Raw genomic sequence first — 18,794 nt, forward strand, 5'->3', positions numbered from 1 at the left:
GGTTGGGTGGGGGTTAGACTCGGATTTGCGGATGGTTCATCCGGGTTCTGTGCGGGCTCGGGTGTCGTAAGAGGGAACCCGGTGCGAATCCGGGACTGCCCCGCAGCGGTGAGCGGGAACGACCGCCGTCATCACGCACTGGGCCACGCGGCCTGGGAAGCGACGGCCAGTAGGACGCCTCGGAAGAGGCGGTGCCCGCGAGTCCGAAGACCTGCCTCCGCCCGTGTACCGGCCGGTACACGGCGGTCTGCGGCCTCGCGGGTAGGTCTGCGGCACGGCATCGTGCGCACCCCTTTCCGCAGGCCGCCCGTGGCACAGCGAGGGACGCAGCCATGAACACCACGATTCTCGGTTACCCCCGGATCGGGGCGCGGCGGGAGTTGAAGTTCGCCACCGAGGACTACTGGGCCGGACGCGCCGACGCGGACGCGCTCCTCAAGACCGGCGCCGAACTGCGCGCGGCGGTCTGGAACGAGCTGCGGGACGCCGGACTCGACGCGGTCCCGTCGAACACGTTCTCCTTCTACGACCAGGTCCTCGACACGAGCGTGCTCGTCGACGCCGTCCCGGACCGGTACCGGGACCTGACCGGGCTCGACCGATACTTCGCCATGGCGCGGGGCGTGCAGGACGTCCCGCCGCTCGAAATGACCAAGTGGTTCGACACGAACTACCACTACATCGTCCCGGAGCTCGGGCCGGACACCCGGTTCCGGCTGGCGGACGGCGCCGACGCCAAGCCGCTCGCCGAGTACCGGGAGGCCGAGGCGCTCGGCATCGAGACGCGGCCGGTGCTCGTCGGGCCGCTCACGTACCTGCTGCTGGCGAAGCCCGCGCCGGACGCGCCGGAGGGCTTCCGGCCGCTCGACCTCCTCGACGGGCTCATCGACGTGTACGCCGAGCTTCTGGAGCGGCTCGCCGGGTCGGGGACGGCGTGGGTGCAGCTCGACGAGCCCGCCCTCGTCGCCGACCGTACCGAGGAGGAGATCGACGCCCTCGCCCGCGCGTACACGCGGCTCGGGCGGCTGACCAGCAGGCCCCGCCTGATGGTCGCGACCTACTTCGGCACGATCGGCACCGCCGCGTTGCAGCGGCTGTCGCGCAGCCGCGTCGAGGCGGTCGCGCTGGACTTCGTCGCCGGTCCCGGCAACCTCGACGCCCTCGCCTCCGTCGGCGGCCTCCCGCGCAAGACGCTCGTGGCGGGCGTGGTGGACGGCCGCAACGTGTGGCGCACCGACCAGCGCCGCGCCAGGGCGACGTGCGCCTCACTGCTCGGGCTCGTCGACCAGCTGGTGGTGGGCACGTCCTGCTCGCTGCTGCACGTCCCGATCGACCTGGACGCCGAGACGGCGCTGGACCCGGACGTCCGGGGACGGCTCGCGTTCGCCCGGCAGAAGGTCACCGAGGTGATCGCGGTCGGGCGCGCGCTGAAGGAGGAGGTCCCGGCCGCGCCGGAGCCCCTGGCCGCCGCGGCCGGGATCGACCGGGCCGTCCGGGAGCGGCTCGACTCGATCGGCGACGTGGAGCGCGGCGACCGCGCCGCCCGGTTCGCCGCGCAGCGCGCGGCGCTCGGCCTGCCCGACCTCGCCACGACCACGATCGGCTCGTTCCCGCAGACCCCCGAGATCCGCCGGGCCCGCGCCGACCGCCGCGCCGGGCGCAGCACCGCGGCCGAGTACGAGCGGGCCATGAAGGACGAGATCGCCCGCGTCATCGCGCTGCAGGAAGAGCTGGGGCTCGACGTCCTCGTGCACGGCGAGCCGGAGCGCAACGACATGGTGCAGTACTTCGCCGAGCAGCTCGACGGGTACGCCGCGACCGAGCACGGGTGGGTGCAGTCGTACGGGTCGCGCTGCGTCCGACCGCCGATCCTGCACAGCGACGTCGCGCGGCCCCGGCCGATGACCGTGGAGTGGGCGACGTACGCGCAGTCGCTGACGAGCAGGCCGGTCAAGGGGATGCTGACCGGGCCGGTGACGATGCTCGCGTGGTCGTTCGTCCGCGACGACCAGCCGCTCGCCGAGACCGCCCGGCAGGTCGCGCTGGCGCTGCGGGACGAGATCGCCGACCTGGAGGCGGCCGGGATCCGGATCATCCAGGTCGACGAGCCGGCGCTGCGCGAGCTGCTGCCGCTGCGCGACGCCGACCGCGCCGCCTACCTGGACTGGGCGGTCGGCGCGTTCCGGCTCGCCACCTCCGGCGTCGCCGACACCACGCAGATCCACACGCACATGTGCTACTCCGAGTTCGGCGAGATCATCGGGGCGATCGGGGCGCTGGACGCCGACGTCACCAGCGTGGAGGCGGCCCGCTCGCACATGGAGCTGGTCGGCGACCTGCGCGCCGCCGGGTACGCGAACGGCATCGGGCCCGGCGTGTGGGACATCCACTCGCCCCGCGTGCCCGCCGCGGCCGAGATGGAGGAGAACCTGCGGCGCGCGCTGCGGGCCGTCGAGCCGGCGCGGCTGTGGGTCAACCCCGACTGCGGGCTGAAGACCCGCGGCTACCGGGAGACGGAGGCGTCGCTGCGGAACCTGGTCGCGGCGGCGCGGCGCGTCCGGGCGGACGTGACCGGTTGACCGGGCGCGGCCGGTTGACCGGGCGCGGCCGGGCCGTCCTCGGGTGAAGCTCCACGTGGTCTGACCGTCCCCCCCGTACGGTCAGACCACGTGGACGTCGTTCATCGCCTCGCGGAGCCGGACGATCTGCTCGCCGACCTCGGTGATGTCGGTGACCGGGAGCTCGCCGGCCTCGCCGGTGCGGGCGTGCCAGCGGAACGTCTCGTCATCGCAGCGCACCGACAGGTCGTCGCAGGTCAGCATGGAGACACCGGGCTCGTGCCCGAGCGCGAAGCCGTCGATGCCGCGCCGGACGAGCATCGTGTGCAGGGCCTTGGCGGCCTGCGCCGCGTTCGTCGGTGTGCGGCCGTGCCGGCGGCCGCGGGCGGTGCGGGTGCGCGGGATGGGCAGGGCGAACCAGGTGGCCTTGCCGCGGGCGGCCGGCGTGCTGAGCCGGGACCGGGACGGGTGGTGCCCCCACCGGCCGTCGGTGAGGATGTCGATGATCTCCAGGCCGCGGCCGCGTTCGCGCATCCGGCCGGGGCCGCCCGGGTGGCCGCGCCAGTGCCGGACCGTGTCGAACGCCTTGACGACCAGCTCGTCATGGCCGCTTCCGTCGCCCCGCTGGTAGACCCAGAGTTCGGCGCTGGGGGCCCCGCCGCCGGGGGTGGCGTGGTCGAGGATGTTGGTGGCGAGTTCGCTGACCATGAGGGCCACGTCGTCGATGGTCTCGGCCGGCAGGCCGAGTGCGGGGAGCAGGGCCGTGACGTGCCCGCGCGCCACGGCCGCGATGGTCGGATCGCCCGGCAGGGGGAGCGCCGCGCAGCCGCCGTTCTCGAGTCTCCAGGGAATTCCGCGAGCCGTCGCGGTCTCCGTCATGACGCCCACCCTCAAGAGTTTCGCGCACTCATTCGCAATTCCGGCAATCGCGACATGAACCCTCATGCTTCGCGAGTCGCTATGTGTGATTCACAGATCCCAGCTTGGCACACCGGAGGCCGTGATACCCGCCACACCACGAAGCTCGTCCGAGCACGATCGAGACGTTCCTTAAAGGGCTTAGAGACCTACAAAACACGTTTTTCACCCGATAGCGCGGGCGTGTACCGGACGGAGAAGAGACCGGCCGGCGTCGGCGCTGTAGCGTGGACGACGCCTGAGAGAGGGCCGCACACGCAAAGGTCCCCCAGGGGTGCAGCCCTGGGGGACCCGGTGTGCGGCCTGATCAGCGTTCACGGCTGATCGGTCGCGGCCTGGTCAGCGGTCGTAGCGGCCCGCCCGCACGTCGTCGAGGAACGCGGCGAACACGGGCCGGGCGACGACGTGCGCCCCGGCCTCGGGGGTCCTGCTGTCGCGCAGCCCCGTGGCCGTCGCGAGGTCGGCGACCTCGACGCAGCCTCCGTTGCTGCTCGCACTCGCGGTGGCCTTGAACCACCGTGCCTGAGAGAGGTCCATACGCTCCTACTCCAGCGTCGCGATCATTTTCTCCAGGTGCCTCGCGGTGTCGGCGGGACTCAGCGCCGCCGCCCGGATCTGCTCGAAGATGCGGTCATATGCCTCCACTTTTCCGGGGGTGTCGATCTCCTGGATGTCGGCGTCGTTCTCAAGGAAGACCATGGGCGGCTCCCCGCCGGGGAAGCGGAAGATGTTGACCAGGGTCGCCATGCCGGGGTGCAGGCCGTCCGACAGGCGCAGCAGCCGGAGCTCGACGTGGGAGCGCGCGCCCACGTCGAGCAGGTGGCGCAGCTGGGCGCGGCGGTCGCCCGCGTCGCCCCACTCGTACAGCAGCGACGCCTCGGTGAGGACCGCGATGAGCTCCGGCGCCCTGCCGTCGTCGCGCTCCAGGATCTGCTGGCGGCGCAGCCGCGCCCGCAGCGCCCGCTCCCGCCACTCCGGCGTCCGCGACCCGGACGCGAGCAGCGCCTGCATGTACGGGAGGGTCTGCAGCAGGCCCGGCAGGACGAGGGGCATGATCACCCGGATCTCCCGCGCATCGCCCTCGTAGCCGGGGAACTCGTTCTCGAAGACGTCGGAGTACTCGCGCCACCAGGCCCGCTGCCGCGCGCGCCCGGCCAGCTCCTCCAGCTCGGCGAGGTCGCTGTCGGTGTAGATGCGCGCCAGGTCGCGGATGTCGCTCAGCTCGGGCCGCACCCAGTTGTTGGCCTCGAACCGGCCGACCTTGCCCCGGCCCCAGTTCAGCCTGTCGCACACCTGGTTGGCGGTGTACCCCGTCTCCAGTCGCAGTTCCCGGAGGCGGCGCGCCAGGCTCCGCTTCGCGATGGTGGCCCCGTACGCCTCGCTCACCGGAACCACCTCCTTCGGCACGCGCCGCCTTGACACGCGGCAGGCATCATCATACGCCTTCCGAATTTGTGAATCACAGATTTCGGCTAGGACGCGGCGCGGTCGAACTCGCCGTTCTTCACTCCGTCCAGGAAGCAGGCCCACTCGTGCTCGTCGAACACCGAGATGAGCTCTCCTGAAGTGCGCAAAAGGGTCCACTCATTGACAAAAGCCACTTCGATGGCGCCCTCCTCCGTGCCCGAGCGCTTCCAGTCCAGGGTTTCGGGGTCGATGCCCAGGTCAGCCACGGTCGGCTTCTTCATCTCGCCCCTTTCACCCTGTCTTTTCGGCCACAGCGCAGTAACCCCAGCGTGAGCCATCACTGTCGGCCGCTTCGGGGTCCTCGGCGCCCCACAGGCCGACGTAGGTGAGGCTCGCCGCGGCCCCCTCGTACGGCGGGACGATCTCCAGTCCCGTGAAGAAGCGCTCGATCTCCCGGAGGCTGCGCGGCCTGGCCCCGGCGGTGGAGCGCGAGTACACCTCGCGGACCGTGCCGACCGCCTTGTCGACCTGCCGGTCACTGGTGATCGACGACAGCGCGAGGTAGCTGCCGGGCACCAGCCGCGCCATGTACTGCTGGATGAGGCCCCAGGGGTCGTCCTCGTCCGGGACGAAGTGGGTCAGCGCCACGGCCAGCAGCGCCACCGGCCGCGTGAAGTCGATCGTCGCCCGCGTCACCTCGTGCCCGAGCAGGCCCTCCGGGTCGCGGAAGTCGGCCGTGATGAAGGCCGTCCCGGACGAGTTGGCCAGCAGCCGGTTCGCGTGCGCCGTGACCAGCGGATCGTTGTCGACGTACAGGACCCGCGCGTCGGGCGCGACCGCCTGTGCCGCGTCGTGGGTGTTGTTCATCGTCGGCAGCCCGGCGCCGATGTCGATGAACTGCCGCACCCCCTGCATCGCCAGCCACCGGACGGCGCGCTGCAGGAATCCGCGGTTCGCCCACGCCGCGTCGGCCAGCTCGGGCATCTGCTTGCGGACCGTTTCCACGGCCTGCCGGTCGACCTCGAAATTGTCGGTACCGCCGAGGATGTAGTCGTACATCCGGGCCGGGCTGGGAATCGTGATGTCCACGCCAGGTGGCGCCTGCTCGGTCTCGCCCACCGTTTCGCCTCCGTCGCCGCAACTTGTGATGCACGGATTATGAAACATGTTCTCTTTCGCCGCGACGGTTCCGGTGGGACGGGCATCGGCGGCGCATCACCTCCCCCGCCGCGGGCATGACCCGGCAATCGAAACAATCGGGGGGAAACGACCATGAAGACCGCGCCGGACCTCGCGCTCCGCCAGCTGACGATGCAGTTCATCGGGAATGCGACGACGCTGCTGCGCTGCGGGCCGTTCACGCTGCTCACCGACCCGAACTTCCTGCACCGCGGGCAGCGGGTCCACCTCGGATACGGGCTGACCACGCGGCGCCTCACCGATCCCGCGCTGCGCATCGAGGAGCTCCCGCGCCTGGACGCCGTCGTCCTGTCCCACCTGCACGGCGACCACTGGGACCGGGTCGCCCGCGCCAAGCTCGACCGGGGCCTGCCGATCATCACGACCCCGCACGCGTCCCGCCGCCTCCAGGGCCTGCACCGCTTCCGCCACGCGGTCGGCCTGCGCACCTGGGAGTCGCACACCCTCGTCAAGGACGGCATGCAGCTCCGCGTGACCTCGCTGCCCGGCCGGCACGCACCCGGTCCCCTCCACCGGCTGCTGCCGCCGGTGATGGGCAGCCTGCTGGAGTTCGGCCCGGCCACAGGGGAAGTGCAGTTCCGCCTCTACATCACCGGCGACACGCTCATGTTCGACGGAATCGAGCAGATCGCCCGCCGCACCCCCGGCATCGACCTGGCCATACTCCACCTGGGCGGCACGAAACTGCCCGGCGGGCTCATCGTCACCATGGACGCGGTGCAGGGCGCCGACCTGCTGGACACGATCCGTCCCGCGAACGCCGTCCCGGTCCACTACGACGACTACACCGTCTTCAGTTCCTCACTGGCAGACTTCCGCCGGGAGCTCGACCGGCGCGGTATGGCCGGAGAAGTGACCTACGTCGAGCGGGGCCACACGCACACCTTCACCCACGCCCTATAGGCCCTGCGCAGGCACTTCCCCTTGGGGGACGACGGGGGCGTCCCAATCGATGGTGTACCGCTGCTCGGGGCCGAGCGTCCTCTCCGGATTGAGGAACGTCTTCATCATGAGCGGCATCATCAGCTTCATCATCTTCTTCGCGACGGGGCCCATCATCTTGCTGTTGCTGGTCCTGTTGCCCCGGTCGATGACCTTCTCGGCCCGCGCGCGGCGCAGCCCCTCGTAGGCGGTGAAGGCGCTCTGCGGGTCGGCAAGGTCGCGCAGGCAGCGGGCGAGCTGCACCGCGCCCTCGACGGCCTGCGAGGCGCCCTGCCCGGAGCTGGACGACGGCGCGTGCGCGGAGTCGCCGACGAGCACCATCCGCCCGCGGTGCCAGGCCGGCACCTTGGGCATGTTCTCCAGCGAGCCGAGGACGACCAGGGCCTCGGCGTCGGTGTGGGCGAGGACCTCCCGGCAGGGCGTGTCGCCGGCGTACAGGTCGCGCAGCCGCACGAGCCAGTCGGCCTTGGACGTCTCGCGCGCCTCCGCCGACGACAGCGGCCGGTCGTGCGGCAGGTTCGCGAACCAGGCGGTGCGGTCGTCGGGCTGCACCCAGTAGCCGAAGAAGCCCCGCTCGCCGAACACGAAGTACGACGACTCGCGGTCGGCCGGGACCGCGATGTCCGCCGCCGCGCCGAAGTTCAGCAGCCGCGTCGTCTCCGGCCGCGGCGCGTCCGGATCGATCAGCGTGCGGACGGCCGAGCGGATGCCGTCGGCACCGACGAGCACGTCCGCGGTGGCGCTGGTGCCGTCCGCAAAGTGCGCGGTCACGCCGTCTGCGGACTCCTCGGCGCCGACGAGCCGCTTGCCGTACTCGACGCGGACGCCCTGGGCCTCGGCCGTCTCGTGCAGGACGCGGCACAGCTCGTCCCGCCACAGTCCGAGACTCGGCGGCAGCCCGTCCAGGCCCGGGAACTCGCCGAGCCGCTCGCCGCGCCCGTCGTACATCAGCGCCCGGGTGAGCGGCTGGCCGATGCGGAGCACGGCGTCCTCCGCGCCGAGGATCCGCAGGGCGGCGAGCCCGTTCGGCGCGACCGTGAGGGTGACGCCCACCCCGTCGGCCACGCTCGGGTACGCCTCGTACACCGTCGCCTCCACCCCGGCCTTCCGGAGCGCCATGGCGGTCGCCGGGCCGGCGATCCCGCCGCCGATGACCAGGGCCGTCCTCGCTGCAGTCATGTTCGGCTCCCGAACTGCTCGTGCCATTTGCGGATGTGCTCCGGGTCGCGCATCGCCTCGACCAGCTCGGCGACGAACCCGGTCTCGGCGTCCAGCAGGGCGGCCCGGTAGCGCTCCTCCACGAGGAACACCCACTCGACGCCCTGGGCGATGGCGGCGTCCACCCGCTCGCGTATCCCGGCGGCCTCGGCGGTCAGGGCGGCGTGCCGCGCGGTGAGCAGCCGGACCGTCTCCTCCGGGTCGAGGACGGCCAGCAGCGACAGCGCGACCCCGAAGTGCGGGTACTCGTGCCGCGGCTGCGCGACGAGCTCGCTCAGCCAGTCGTGCATCTCCGCCCGCCCGTCCGGGGTGAGCGCGTAGACGGTGCGCTCGGGGCGCTGGGTGTCGCGGACGGTCTCCTGCTCGGCGATGAACCCGGCCTTGGCCAGCTGCTTCACCACCATGTAGAGCGAGCCGCGGTTGTACTTGATGTTGCGGTCCTGCTCGCTCTCCTCCAGCCGCCGCGCCAGCTCGTACGGGTGCATCGGCCCGAGCATCAACCAGGCGAGTACGGCCAACCCCAACGGATTGCCCACCTTGCGCCGCTTCTCCACCCAACCTCCTTAGCCAGCACCAACTATCCAATACCAACTAGTTAGGATCAACTATACATCCAGGTCCCACCCCGGCGAGACCCTTCGATCACCTTTCCGCCGGGAGCGCTTGCCGGGGAAGCGGCCGGGAAGAGGACCCATGTTCGTCTCCCACGGCTACCTGGAGGTCACGTGAGTTCTGCCCCGCCCACCGAGCGCCCGGCCCGGCCCGACGCACACGCCGAGGCCCTCGCCTCGGTCATCGACACCGTCGTCGCCCCGGGCGCCGCCGAGGTGGACCGCGCCGGAAGCTATCCGCGGGCCGGTGTCGAGGCGCTCGGGAAGGCCGGCCTGCTCGGCCTGCTGAGCGCGCCGGAGGTGGGCGGCGCCGGGGCGGGGCTCGGTGCCGCCGCCGAGGTGGTCCAGCGGCTCGCGGGCGCCTGCGGTTCGACCGCCATGGTCGTGCTCATGCACTACGCCGCGACGCCGGTGATCGAGGCGTACGGCCCCGACGACCTCCGCCGGGCGATCGCGAGGGGCGAGCACCTGACCACCCTGGCGTTCTCGGAGGCGGGGTCGCGCAGCCACTTCTGGGCCCCGGTCGGCACCGCGACCGCCGCCGGGGACGGCCTCGTCCGGCTCCAGGCGCAGAAGAGCTGGATCACCTCCGCGGGAGAGGCCGACAGCTACGTCTGGTCGAGTCAGCCGTTGCAGGCGCCCGGCCCCATGACCCTCTGGACGGTTCCCAGCCGCACGGACGGATTGACCGTGCAGGGTCCGTTCGACGGGCTCGGCCTGCGCGGGAACGCGTCCAGCCCCGTCGCCGCGGACGACGTCCAGGTCCCGATGAGCGCGATGCTCGGGGACGACGGTTCCGGCCTGGACATCGCGCTGCAGGAGGTCCTGCCGAACTTCCTGGTGCTGAACGCCGCGTTCTCGGTCGGTGCCATGGAGGCGCTGACCGGGCTGGCCCTGGACCACCTGACCCGCACCCGCCTCACGCACCTCGGCCAGACTCTCGCCGACCAGCCGATGGCGCGGGCGGGCTTCGCGCGCCTCCGGATCCGCACCGACGAGGCCGGGTCGTTCCTGCGCGACACGCTCGGGGCGCTGGAGAGCGGGCGCGAGGACGCGCCGCTGCGGGTGCTCCAGGTCAAGGCCGTCGCCGCCGAGGCGGCCTCCGAGGTCGCCGACGGGGTGATGCGGCTCTGCGGCGGGTCCGCGTTCCGCAAGGAGCTCGGCGTCGAACGCCGGTTCCGGGACGCGCTGGCCGCCCGCGTCATGGCGCCGACCACCGACGCGCTGAACGACTTCGTGGCGCGGGCGTGCCTCGGCCGTCCCCTGCTCGACGCTCCGCTGGACGGGGAGGGCGCCTGATGGAGCTTCTGATGGGCGCCGTCGCGTACGACCCGAAGGTCGTGACGATCTGGTCGCGGTTCCGGGAGTGGCTGACCGCGCGTGACCTGCCTTTCGACTTCGTCCTGTACTCGAACTACGAGCGCCAGGTCGAGGATCTCGTCGAGGGCCGCATCCACGCGGCGTGGAACTCCCCGCTCGCCTGGGTCCGGGCCCGCCGGATGGCCGAGCGGCGCGGGCGGACCGTCCATCCGCTCCTCATGCGGGACACCGACCGCGACCTCACGTCCCTGGTCGTCGTCCGCGACACGTCGCCGTACACGTCCGTCGCCGACCTCAAGGGCGAGACCGTGGGGGTGGGCGCGGTCGACTCCCCGCAGGCCACCCTCATCCCGCTGTCGTACCTGCGCGCCCACGGCGCCGTGCCGGGCGAGGACGTGACCGTGCGCAGGTTCGACGTGGGCGTGGGGCTGCACGGCGACCACATCGGCGGTGAGCGGGACGCGGCCGCCGCCCTGGCGGCGGGCGAGGTCGCGGCGGCGTGCCTGATCGACGCGAACCATCTGCTGTTCGGCCGGGAGGGCGTGTTCCCGCCGGGCGGAACGCGGGTGCTCGCGCAGACCGGGCCGTACGACCACTGCAACATGACCGTGGCCGGCTCCGCCCCTCCGGGGCTCGTGGACAGGTTCGCCGAGCTGCTGCTGTCGATGAGCTTCGCCGACCCCGAGGTGCGCCCGCTGCTGGAGCTGGAGGGCCTCAAGGCGTGGGTGGAGGGACGCGACACCGGCTACGGCGCCCTGGAGACCGCCGTCGACGAAGCGGGCTTCTACGACGCCGAGGGCCGGATCACGGCGGCCGGCTACGCACCGTGAGCGACCCGGCGCACGGGTCTCTGGACCTCGGCGACCTCGGCTTCGAGGAGGGCGCGCACCTGCTGCTGAACCGCGCGCTCGCCGGGCTGCCGCCGGGTGCGGAGCTGGCCGTCGCCGGCTCCGCCCCGGCCCTGGAGGTCCACCTCGCGGTCTGGTGCCGCGAGGCGGGCCACCGCTGGGCACCCCGGGACGGCACCGCCGGCCCGGTGCGCGGCCGGGTGATCCGCGGGCACGCCGACACCGACCGGTGGGCGGGCGCCGAACGCGCGGGCGGCCCCACGCCGGAGGGGATCGTGCGGCGGCCGGCCCCGCACTGGGGGCTGGCCGCCCGGGGCGCGCTCGTCGAACCGGGCGGCCCCGACCTCGCCGCCGACCTGGACGACCGCGACATCGTCTGGGCGGACCTGGCCCCCCGGCTCTACGCCCACGCGGCGTCCGCCCAGTGGGACCCGGCGAAGGCCGTCGCGTGGGACAGCGAGTCCTCCCTGCCCGGCGAGATCGAGCAGGCCGTCGTCCAGGTGATGACCTACCTCGTGGAGAACGAGCAGGCGGCCCTGGTGGTACCGGCCCGGCTGCTGGCGCGCGTCCACCCGCACTTCCGGGAGGTCCAGCAACTGCTCGCGGTGCAGGCCGCCGACGAGGCCCGGCACGTCGAGGTCTTCACCCGGCGCGCCCTGCTGCGCGGCGGCGAGCTGGGCACGTCCTCCGCAGGCGGCCGCGCGTCCCTCGCGTCGCTGCTGTCGGAGCCGGACTTCTCGCTGGCGTCGTTCCTGCTGTCCGTGCTCGGCGAGGGGAGCTTCCTCAGCCTGCTGTCCTTCCTGGACCGGTACGCGCCCGACCCGGTGACGCGCCAGGTGGCGCGGCTGGCCCGGCAGGACGAGGCGCGGCACGTCGCGTTCGGCGTCGCCCACCTGGAGCACCAGGCCGCGCTCGACCCGGGCCTGCGCTCCCGGCTCCGGGCCGCCGTCGAACGCCGCCACGACTCGCTGCGCGACACCGCCGGACTGAACGCGGACGTGTTCGACGCCCTGGTGGTCCTCGCCGCCGGGGAGTGGACGCCGCGGGCCATCGCGGAGGGCCACCGGCGGGTTCTGCGGCTGCACGCCGACATGGACGAGGGCCGCCGGCGCCGGCTGATCCGGCTCGGGTTCCCCGATGACGAGGCCGCGGAGCTGTCCGCGCTCCACACCCGCAATTTCATGTAGGACGGGGCGGCCGGTGACCGGGCGTGGCCGGACGGCTGCCGCGGATCGGGCGTGCGCAATAGCATGGGGGTCGATCCGGCTGCAGCGGGTGGCTGCCTTGAGTAGAGGTGAGTGGATGTACCCGTACCCTCAGAGCGGCACCGAGCCCGTCCTGCTGCAGATCGGCGACATGGCCCTGACGAGCACGCACGTGATCCTGCCCCACGGGCAGTACCCGCTGCACGGCGCCCAGTGGACCGTGCACGACTCGACGCAGGTCACCGAGAGCATCTCCACGGCGGGCATCATCCTGACCATCGTCTTCGTGTGGTTCTGCCTGCTGGGCCTGCTGTTCCTGCTGATGAAGGAGACCCGCTACCTCGGGTTCGTCTCGATCTCCGTCACCGGCCCCGGCTTCCACCACACCGCCCAGTTCCCGCCGGGCCCCCAGTCGAGCGCCTGGGCCGCCCAGGCGGTCGCCCAGGCCCGCGCCATCACGGCCGCCGCCCCTCCGTACGCCTGACCGCTACGGCACTCCGGCGAACCCGCGTTCCCGGGCGTAGTCCTCCAACTGGGTGCGCAGCCGGCGCCGGCCCCGGTGCAGCCGGGACATGACCGTGCCGATCGGGACGCCCATGATCTCCGCGATCTCCTTGTAGGAGAAGCCCTCCACGTCGGCGAAGTAGACGGGCAGCCGGAACTCCTCCGGAAGGTCCGCGAGCGCCTGCCGGACCTCGGAGTCGGGGAGCCGTTCCAGCGCGGTCGTCTCGGCCGACTTCAGGCCGCCCGGGGTGTGCGAGGCGGCCTCGGCGAGCTGCCAGTCCTCGATCTCCTCGCCCGGTGCCTCAGCGGGCCGCCGCCGCTGCTTGCGGTACTCGTTGATGTAGTTGTTGGTCAGGATGCGGTACAGCCACGCTCTCAGGTTGGTCCCCTCCTTGAACTGGTGGAACGACGCGTACGCCCTGGCGTAGGTGTCCTGGACGAGGTCCTCGGCGTCCGCGGGGTTGCGGGTCATGCGCAGCGCGGCGGCGTAGAGCTGGTCGATGTAGGGCATCGCGTCCCGCTCGAACCGCTGCCGCTGCTGGTCCGTCCCCGGCTCGGTCGTCATCATCAGGGTCCCCTCCCGCCGCCGTTTCCGGCCTGGGACCGTGCTGTCCGAGTCGCCACGTCCATGTCATCCCCCCACTGGAGCCTGAAAAGCTCCGTATGCCCCATATGGCGGACGCGTAACGATCAATTGGAATTTGGGGTGGTCGCGGCGGGGGTGCGGGCCGTCCCGGCGGGCGGGAGCAGGCGGGGGACGACGGCTGCGCCCAGCGTCGCTGCGGCGGCCGCCGCGATGACGATCGCCCAGGCACCGGGGCCGAGCGGCGTGCAGCCGAAGAAGTGGCTGAGCACCGGCAGCTCCACCACGGCGAACAGGGCGGCGGCCGAGACGGCGCAGGTGGCGATGACCAGGGGGCTGCGCCAGCGGGCGAGGAGCGTCTGGCCGAGCTGGGCGCCGACCAGGGACGCCAGCGCCATCGTGGAGGCCCGGCGACGGCCGCCGGGGACGAGCCGGGTCAGCCGCCCGGTCTGCCACGTCACCAGGGCGGCGGCGGCCGTGGCGGTGCCGCGCACCCAGAGGACGCGCCGCATCTCCTCCCCGGTGAACCCCTGGCTCGGCGTTCCACCGAGTTGCTCCTCCTGTTCCTGGCCGGGCCGGGCGGTGTCGTTCGGGCCGGGGTCGCGCGGGGTGAGGGCCACGGCGAGGGCGGGGAGCATGTCGGTGAGCATGTTGACGACGAGCAGCTGCCGGGTGCTCAGCGGCGCGTTCCCGCCGAGAGCCGTCCCGAGGATGGTGAACGCCACCTCGCCCGCGTTGCCGCCGACGAGGATGGCCGCGGCGTCGCGGACGCTGTGCCACAGGGCGCGGCCCTCCCGCAGCGCCTCCAGGATGAGCGCGGTGTCGGGCGCGGTGAGAACGAGGTCCGCCGCGCTGCGGGCCGCGCCGGAACCGCGTCCGGCGACCGCGATGCCGACGTCGGCGCGGCGGATGGCGGCGGCGTCGTTGACGCCGTCGCCGGTCATCGCGACGACCCGCCCGGCCCGCCGCAGATCCTTCACGATGCGCACCTTCTGGGCCGGGGACACGCGGGCGAAGACGGCGGCGCGCTGCACCGCCCGGAGCCGCTCGCCGGCGGACATCGCGTCGAGCTCGGCCCCGGTGACGACCCGGTCGGCGTCCGGGATGGCGAGCCGCGCGGCGACCGCGGCGGCGGTCGCCGGATGATCGCCGGTGATCATGGTGGTCCGCACGCCCGCGCCGGTCAGCCGCCGCACCGCCTCCTCGGCGGTGGGACGCGGCGGATCGGCGATGCCGATGAAGCCCAGCAGCGTGAGGTCCGCGACGTGGTCGGCGAGCTCGCCCCGCACCGCGGCCGGGTCCGGGACGGGCCGCTCGGCGACCGCGAGCACCCGCAGCCCCTGCCGCGCGAGGCGCCGGACAATCGCGGCGGCGGCGCGGCGCCGGGCCGGAGTGAGCGGCTCGTCGGCGTCGGCGCCGCTGCGCGGGGCGTGGATCCGCGCGCACCTGCCGAGCAGCACCTCGGGCGCGCCCTTGACCGCGAGGACGGTCCGGTCGCCGTTCTGCCCGAGCGAGGCGGAGAACCCGCGGGTGGCCTCGAAGGGGAGTTCCTCGTCCAACGCCCAGTGCTCGTCCGGCGGCAGGTCGGCGGCGCGGTCAAGGACGGCCCGGTCGGTGGCGTGCGGGGCCCGCTTTCCGCGCGGCGGCGGGGAGGCGCGCACGGCCGTCCGGAGGATGCGCACCCCGGCGGAGCCCGTGAGCGACAGCGGACGCGCCGGGCCGGCCGCCCGGACGAGGCGGAGCCTGCCCTCGGTGAGCGTCCCGGTCTTGTCGAAGCAGAGGGTGTCGACGCGGCCGAGCGCTTCCAGCGCCCGCGTCGAGCGGACCAGCACGCCGAGGCCGGACAGCCGCCGCGCCGCCGCGAGCTGGGACAGCGTCGCGACCAGCGGCAGCCCCTCCGGGACGGCGGCCACGGCGACCGCTACGCCGGAGCCGAGGGCGCGGCGCAGCGGCAGCCCGCGCAGCATCCCCAGCGTCGTCACCGCCGCGCCGCCGAGCACGGTGGCGGGCAGCGCCTCGCGGGTGAGCTCCGCCAGCCGCGCCTGCATGCTGGACGAGGCGTCCATCGCCCCGGCGAGCGCGGCGGCGCGTCCGGCCTCGGTCGCGTCGGCGGTGGCGACGACGAGCGCGACCGCCTCCCCGGCGACGACCGTGGTGCCCTCGTAGACCATGCAGTGCCGGTCGGGCGGGTCGGCGCCCGGTGCCGGCGCGACGTCCTTGGCGACGGGGACGGACTCGCCGGTCAGCGTCGCCTCGTCCACCTCCAGCGACTCCGCCCACAGCAGGCGGGCGTCCGCCGGGACGACGTCCTCCGACCGGAGCAGGATCACCTCGCCGACCCGCAGGTCGCCCGCGGAGACCTTCTCGATGCCGGCCGTCCGCAGCCGCTCGAACGCCCCGGGGTCCGCGGCGTCGGGGGCGGTGCGCAGCCGGCGGGCGCCGACCTGCTGCCCGAGGAGCAGCTCGCCGAGCACCCGCTCCGCGCGCATCCGCTGCGCGCCGCCGATGAGCGCGTTGCCCGTCATGACGCCGGTGACCAGCAGCGCGTCCACGCTGGAGCCGACCACGGCCGAGGCCGCCGCGCCGAGCGCGAGGACGGGCGTCAGCGGATCGTCGAGCTCCTGCCGCACCGCCGCCGCCAGCCGCGCCCCGGCCCCGGCGGGCCGGGCCGGTTCGGCGGCGGGCCCGGCGGGGAGGGGCGCCAGCCGCCGGTACGCCTCCGCCGCCGTGCGGGCGTGCCAGGCGTCGCGGACGACCGGGGGCGGCGGCTTGCGGTGGCCGAGCCGCCGGGCGCTCACCGCGTTCACCAGCATTCCGATCATGGCGGCCGTGTGCATCGGCGGCAGGCCCCGCCAGCCCGCGAGCCCGCGCCGCCGGGGCCTGCCGCCCGCGATGAGCAGCGCGCCGAGCACCGACGCGCTCAGCGACAGCTCCGCGGCGCGCTCGGCGGCGCGGCGCGCGGGCCGCACGGCCGCCAGCACCCGCCACGCCTCGGCGAGCCCCGGCCCGCACACCAGGTCGGCGCGCCAGTCGACCGACCCGCCCTCGCACAGGACGCTCACGCCGACGTCGGCCGCGTCCAGCGCCCGGTCCTGCCCGCGCGAGACGACCAGGACGCCGTGGCCCTCCCGCTGCAGGGCCCGCACCGAACCCGCGAGGTCGTCGACGGTGACCGGGGAGTCGTCGCCCCAGGCGACCAGTTCCCGGGTGCTCGCGTGCTCGGTCAGCACGACCACGTCGGCCGCCTGGTGCGCCGCCGCGAGCAGCCCCTCGGCCATCGGGTCGAGCGAGCAGCCCACGAGGACCTGCCCGCATGGCCGGTCCCGCCCGTCCAGCAGGTCGAGGGTCATGCCCCGGGGACCGGCCGGGGTGCCGCGGACCTTCACCAGGCGCTTGTCCCCGGCGTCCCGGCCGGCGAGCAGCGCGCCGGCGGTGCGCCAGACCTCCGCGTCGTCCTCGCCGGTCGCGGACAGCAGCTGCAGCTCCCCGCCGCACAGCACCGCGGAGTCGATGACCACCGCGCTGATCCGGTCGAGCCTGCGCAGCGCCCCCGGATCAAGCACCACCACACCGCGCCGGGCGAGGTCGTGCGCCAGCACCGAGACGAACGCGTTCCGCGCGCTCAGCGCGGCCTTGGGCATGGTCGCCAGCAGCAGTTCGGCGGCGGCGGACACGTCCTGCGTGCTCGCGAGGACGCCGGCCCCGCCGAGCAGATCCCCCAGCTCGGTGCGGTTGACGGCGCGCTCCACGGGACCGTCCGGCAGCGGGCACGGCCGCTTCCCGCGCCGCCCGGACCGCTGCGGCTGCGGCCCCGCCGTCAGCTCCGGCTCCCGGCGCCGCCACGCCTCCCGGCGCGCCGCGACCTCGTACAGCTGGAAGACCCGGTGCACGGCGTCCGTGGCGAGCGGCGCGACGCCCTGCCCGGCCCCCTGGACGACCGCGTTGGCGGTGCCGAGCAGCGCGTCGGTGCGCAGCCCGCCGAGCGGCCGCTCCAGCACCCGCCGCACATGGGGCGCCGCGTCGGCCACCGACACCGCCGCCCGCACCGGACTCGGCACGCGCGGCAGGACGAGCACCCGCGCGGCAAGGGCCCCGACCATCCCCGCACAGTCCGCGACAAGGGCGGATGTGATCGCTGCGGCAGCCATCTCGTCATCGGGCGGGGCGGCATGCACGTCGACGTCATAGGTGTCGGCGCCGTGCGCCTCTTCCACCTCGCGGACGGCTTCGACCAGCGCGTCCACGCCGATCTCGTCCTCCGCGTAGGCGACCAGGGCGTGCCCTGTGACGGCGTTGACCTCCGCGACGCTGACCCCGTCCAGCCGGTACAGCGCGCTCGTCAACGCCTCCACGAACCGCCGGTGCCGTTCACCGGCCCCCGAAAGCCCGTTCACCTGGATATGGGCGCGCCCGTCACCGATCCACACGCGCCGCCGAGGCCCTCCCCCGGCCAGCGCCGCGAGGGCACCGGCCCCCCGGGAGGCCCGCCGCGCACCCGCGTCGACGAACGCGACCGGCACGCTCGCCACGGCCTTGACCAGGGACGCCCCCGGAACTCCCACCGCCGACTCCCCCTGCTCGCGGCCGGTCCCCGACGAACGCCGAGCTACCCCCGAACACACTCCGCAAACAGCCGGTTACCGTCGCCGCCAGCCGCCACCGGGCATCCGTTTCACCGCGGGCCGGGCCTCGGGCGGTGCTCGCCTGCGGCCAACCACCCCCCGCCCCCGCCTCGCGGGCTTCGCGGATCGCGAGCCGGTCACAGGGGTCCCAGCACCACGTCGGGGTCCGCGTCCAGCGCCAGCGTCTCCAGGACGGACAGGAGCTGCCGCTCCTCGTACCTGAAGTGCGACTCCATGATCGCCGCGAGCCCGTCCAGGTGCCGGTCCAGCTCCGCGGGCGGGGCCGCCCGGTCCGCGGCGGCCTGCAGCCCGGTCACCAGGTGCTCGATCATCGAGTGGTCCTGCTGCAGGTACCGCAGCGTCTCCCGCAGCTCGGGATGCTGCTCGGCGATCGCCGGGAACAGCTCCCGATCCTCGCCCACGTGGTGCGCGCTCAGCGCGGCGCAAAATCCGTGACAGAACAGCAGCAGATCTCTGGTCGCCGACTCCGCCGACTCCCCGGCGGCAATTGCGTCCCGGGTGACCGCCAGCGCCTCGCGAAGCCTGTTGTGCACGCGGCGCAGTTCATTGCTCCAGGCCACCAGCCTGGTCTTCTCGCCCTCACCCACAGGTGAAGAGCGAAGGTACGACGATCATCGTCGCCGATTCCCTTCGGTCCGGCGCCTCCATGCCTGGCACAGCCTGCCACCGACACGCGACGCTACCGCCGAAGCTACCACGAACCAGACAGCCACACCCCGCCGCGAGCCGGGCGGGCAGTGCGTTGACTTGCGGCGTGTTCTTGTTATCCGGCGTCCCATAACAACAACACGCCGCAAGTCAACGGAGGCGGGGGTGGGGTCAGGGGCGGTCTAGGAC

16 protein-coding genes and 1 riboswitch are annotated in these 18,794 nt (G+C 73.6%); of the genes, 6 read left to right on the forward strand and 10 right to left on the reverse strand.

Annotation, left to right across the window (positions count from 1 at the left end):
* Positions 1 to 15: 15 nt before the first annotated feature.
* A riboswitch (cobalamin riboswitch) is annotated at positions 16 to 234 on the forward strand.
* A 98-nt stretch (positions 235 to 332) separates the two neighbouring features.
* The gene (gene metE / locus E1200_RS17670) at positions 333 to 2,579 is read left to right on the forward strand and encodes a 5-methyltetrahydropteroyltriglutamate--homocysteine S-methyltransferase (protein ID WP_131953133.1); all 2,247 of its coding nucleotides are present in this window, start codon (positions 333 to 335) and stop codon (positions 2,577 to 2,579) included.
* Positions 2,580 to 2,660: 81 nt separating this feature from the next.
* Here the strand turns inward: metE and E1200_RS17675 are convergent, their stop codons facing one another.
* The 5 genes from E1200_RS17675 to E1200_RS17690 form a co-directional block, all read right to left on the reverse strand.
* The gene (locus E1200_RS17675) at positions 2,661 to 3,437 is read right to left on the reverse strand and encodes an ATP-binding protein (protein ID WP_165950352.1); all 777 of its coding nucleotides are present in this window, start codon (positions 3,435 to 3,437) and stop codon (positions 2,661 to 2,663) included.
* 378 nt (positions 3,438 to 3,815) lie between these two features.
* Positions 3,816 to 4,013: a DUF397 domain-containing protein gene (locus tag E1200_RS17680; protein ID WP_131953135.1), complete on the reverse strand. Its 198-nt coding sequence runs from the start codon at positions 4,011 to 4,013 to the stop codon at positions 3,816 to 3,818.
* A 6-nt stretch (positions 4,014 to 4,019) separates the two neighbouring features.
* The gene (locus tag E1200_RS17685) at positions 4,020 to 4,862 is read right to left on the reverse strand and encodes a DUF5753 domain-containing protein (RefSeq protein WP_165950353.1); all 843 of its coding nucleotides are present in this window, start codon (positions 4,860 to 4,862) and stop codon (positions 4,020 to 4,022) included.
* A gap of 86 nt (positions 4,863 to 4,948) precedes the next feature.
* Entirely contained in the window at positions 4,949 to 5,164 is a 216-nt protein-coding gene (locus E1200_RS33770) for a hypothetical protein (RefSeq protein ID WP_243708642.1), read from the reverse strand.
* Between the two features lie 10 nt (positions 5,165 to 5,174).
* Positions 5,175 to 6,002: an SAM-dependent methyltransferase gene (locus E1200_RS17690; protein WP_131953137.1), complete on the reverse strand. Its 828-nt coding sequence runs from the start codon at positions 6,000 to 6,002 to the stop codon at positions 5,175 to 5,177.
* 153 nt (positions 6,003 to 6,155) lie between these two features.
* On the opposite strand from E1200_RS17690, the gene E1200_RS17695 reads away from it, so the two are divergent.
* A complete protein-coding gene (locus E1200_RS17695) occupies positions 6,156 to 6,986 on the forward strand; it encodes an MBL fold metallo-hydrolase (protein ID WP_131953138.1) in 831 nt (276 codons plus the stop codon).
* On the opposite strand, the gene E1200_RS17700 is transcribed toward E1200_RS17695, so the two are convergent.
* Positions 6,981 to 8,204, reverse strand: a complete 1,224-nt coding sequence (locus E1200_RS17700) for an FAD-dependent monooxygenase (RefSeq protein WP_131953139.1) — start codon at positions 8,202 to 8,204, stop codon at positions 6,981 to 6,983. The two genes, E1200_RS17695 and E1200_RS17700, sit on opposite strands and share 6 nt — an antisense overlap.
* Positions 8,201 to 8,767 (reverse strand): PadR family transcriptional regulator, encoded by a 567-nt coding sequence (locus tag E1200_RS17705; RefSeq protein ID WP_243708643.1) that lies wholly within the window; start codon positions 8,765 to 8,767, stop codon positions 8,201 to 8,203. Before E1200_RS17705 ends, E1200_RS17700 begins: the two co-directional genes overlap by 4 nt.
* A gap of 201 nt (positions 8,768 to 8,968) precedes the next feature.
* Here E1200_RS17705 and E1200_RS17710 point away from each other — a divergent pair, with 201 nt between their 5' ends.
* The 4 genes from E1200_RS17710 to E1200_RS17725 all read left to right on the forward strand — a co-directional run bounded on the left by E1200_RS17710 (position 8,969) and on the right by E1200_RS17725 (position 12,711).
* Positions 8,969 to 10,153: an acyl-CoA dehydrogenase gene (locus E1200_RS17710; RefSeq protein ID WP_131953141.1), complete on the forward strand. Its 1,185-nt coding sequence runs from the start codon at positions 8,969 to 8,971 to the stop codon at positions 10,151 to 10,153.
* Positions 10,153 to 11,004 (forward strand): PhnD/SsuA/transferrin family substrate-binding protein, encoded by an 852-nt coding sequence (locus E1200_RS17715; protein ID WP_207933400.1) that lies wholly within the window; start codon positions 10,153 to 10,155, stop codon positions 11,002 to 11,004. Before E1200_RS17710 ends, E1200_RS17715 begins: the two co-directional genes overlap by 1 nt.
* The gene (locus E1200_RS17720; RefSeq protein WP_131953142.1) at positions 11,001 to 12,209 is read left to right on the forward strand and encodes a ferritin-like domain-containing protein; all 1,209 of its coding nucleotides are present in this window, start codon (positions 11,001 to 11,003) and stop codon (positions 12,207 to 12,209) included. The genes E1200_RS17715 and E1200_RS17720 overlap by 4 nt, the downstream gene beginning before the upstream one ends.
* Before the next feature lie 115 nt (positions 12,210 to 12,324).
* Positions 12,325 to 12,711: a hypothetical protein gene (locus E1200_RS17725; protein ID WP_207933401.1), complete on the forward strand. Its 387-nt coding sequence runs from the start codon at positions 12,325 to 12,327 to the stop codon at positions 12,709 to 12,711.
* Positions 12,712 to 12,714: 3 nt separating this feature from the next.
* On the opposite strand, the gene E1200_RS17730 is transcribed toward E1200_RS17725, so the two are convergent.
* The 3 genes from E1200_RS17730 to E1200_RS17740 all read right to left on the reverse strand — a co-directional run bounded on the left by E1200_RS17730 (position 12,715) and on the right by E1200_RS17740 (position 18,544).
* On the reverse strand, positions 12,715 to 13,296 hold the full coding sequence (locus E1200_RS17730; RefSeq protein WP_131953146.1) for a sigma-70 family RNA polymerase sigma factor: 582 nt from the start codon (positions 13,294 to 13,296) through the stop codon (positions 12,715 to 12,717).
* 125 nt (positions 13,297 to 13,421) lie between these two features.
* Positions 13,422 to 17,876 (reverse strand): cation-translocating P-type ATPase, encoded by a 4,455-nt coding sequence (locus E1200_RS17735; protein ID WP_207933403.1) that lies wholly within the window; start codon positions 17,874 to 17,876, stop codon positions 13,422 to 13,424.
* A 197-nt stretch (positions 17,877 to 18,073) separates the two neighbouring features.
* Entirely contained in the window at positions 18,074 to 18,544 is a 471-nt protein-coding gene (locus E1200_RS17740) for a hemerythrin domain-containing protein (protein WP_131953143.1), read from the reverse strand.
* Positions 18,545 to 18,794: the final 250 nt, after the last annotated feature.

Source organism: Actinomadura sp. GC306 (assembly GCF_004348665.1).
GTDB lineage: Bacteria > Actinomycetota > Actinomycetes > Streptosporangiales > Streptosporangiaceae > Spirillospora.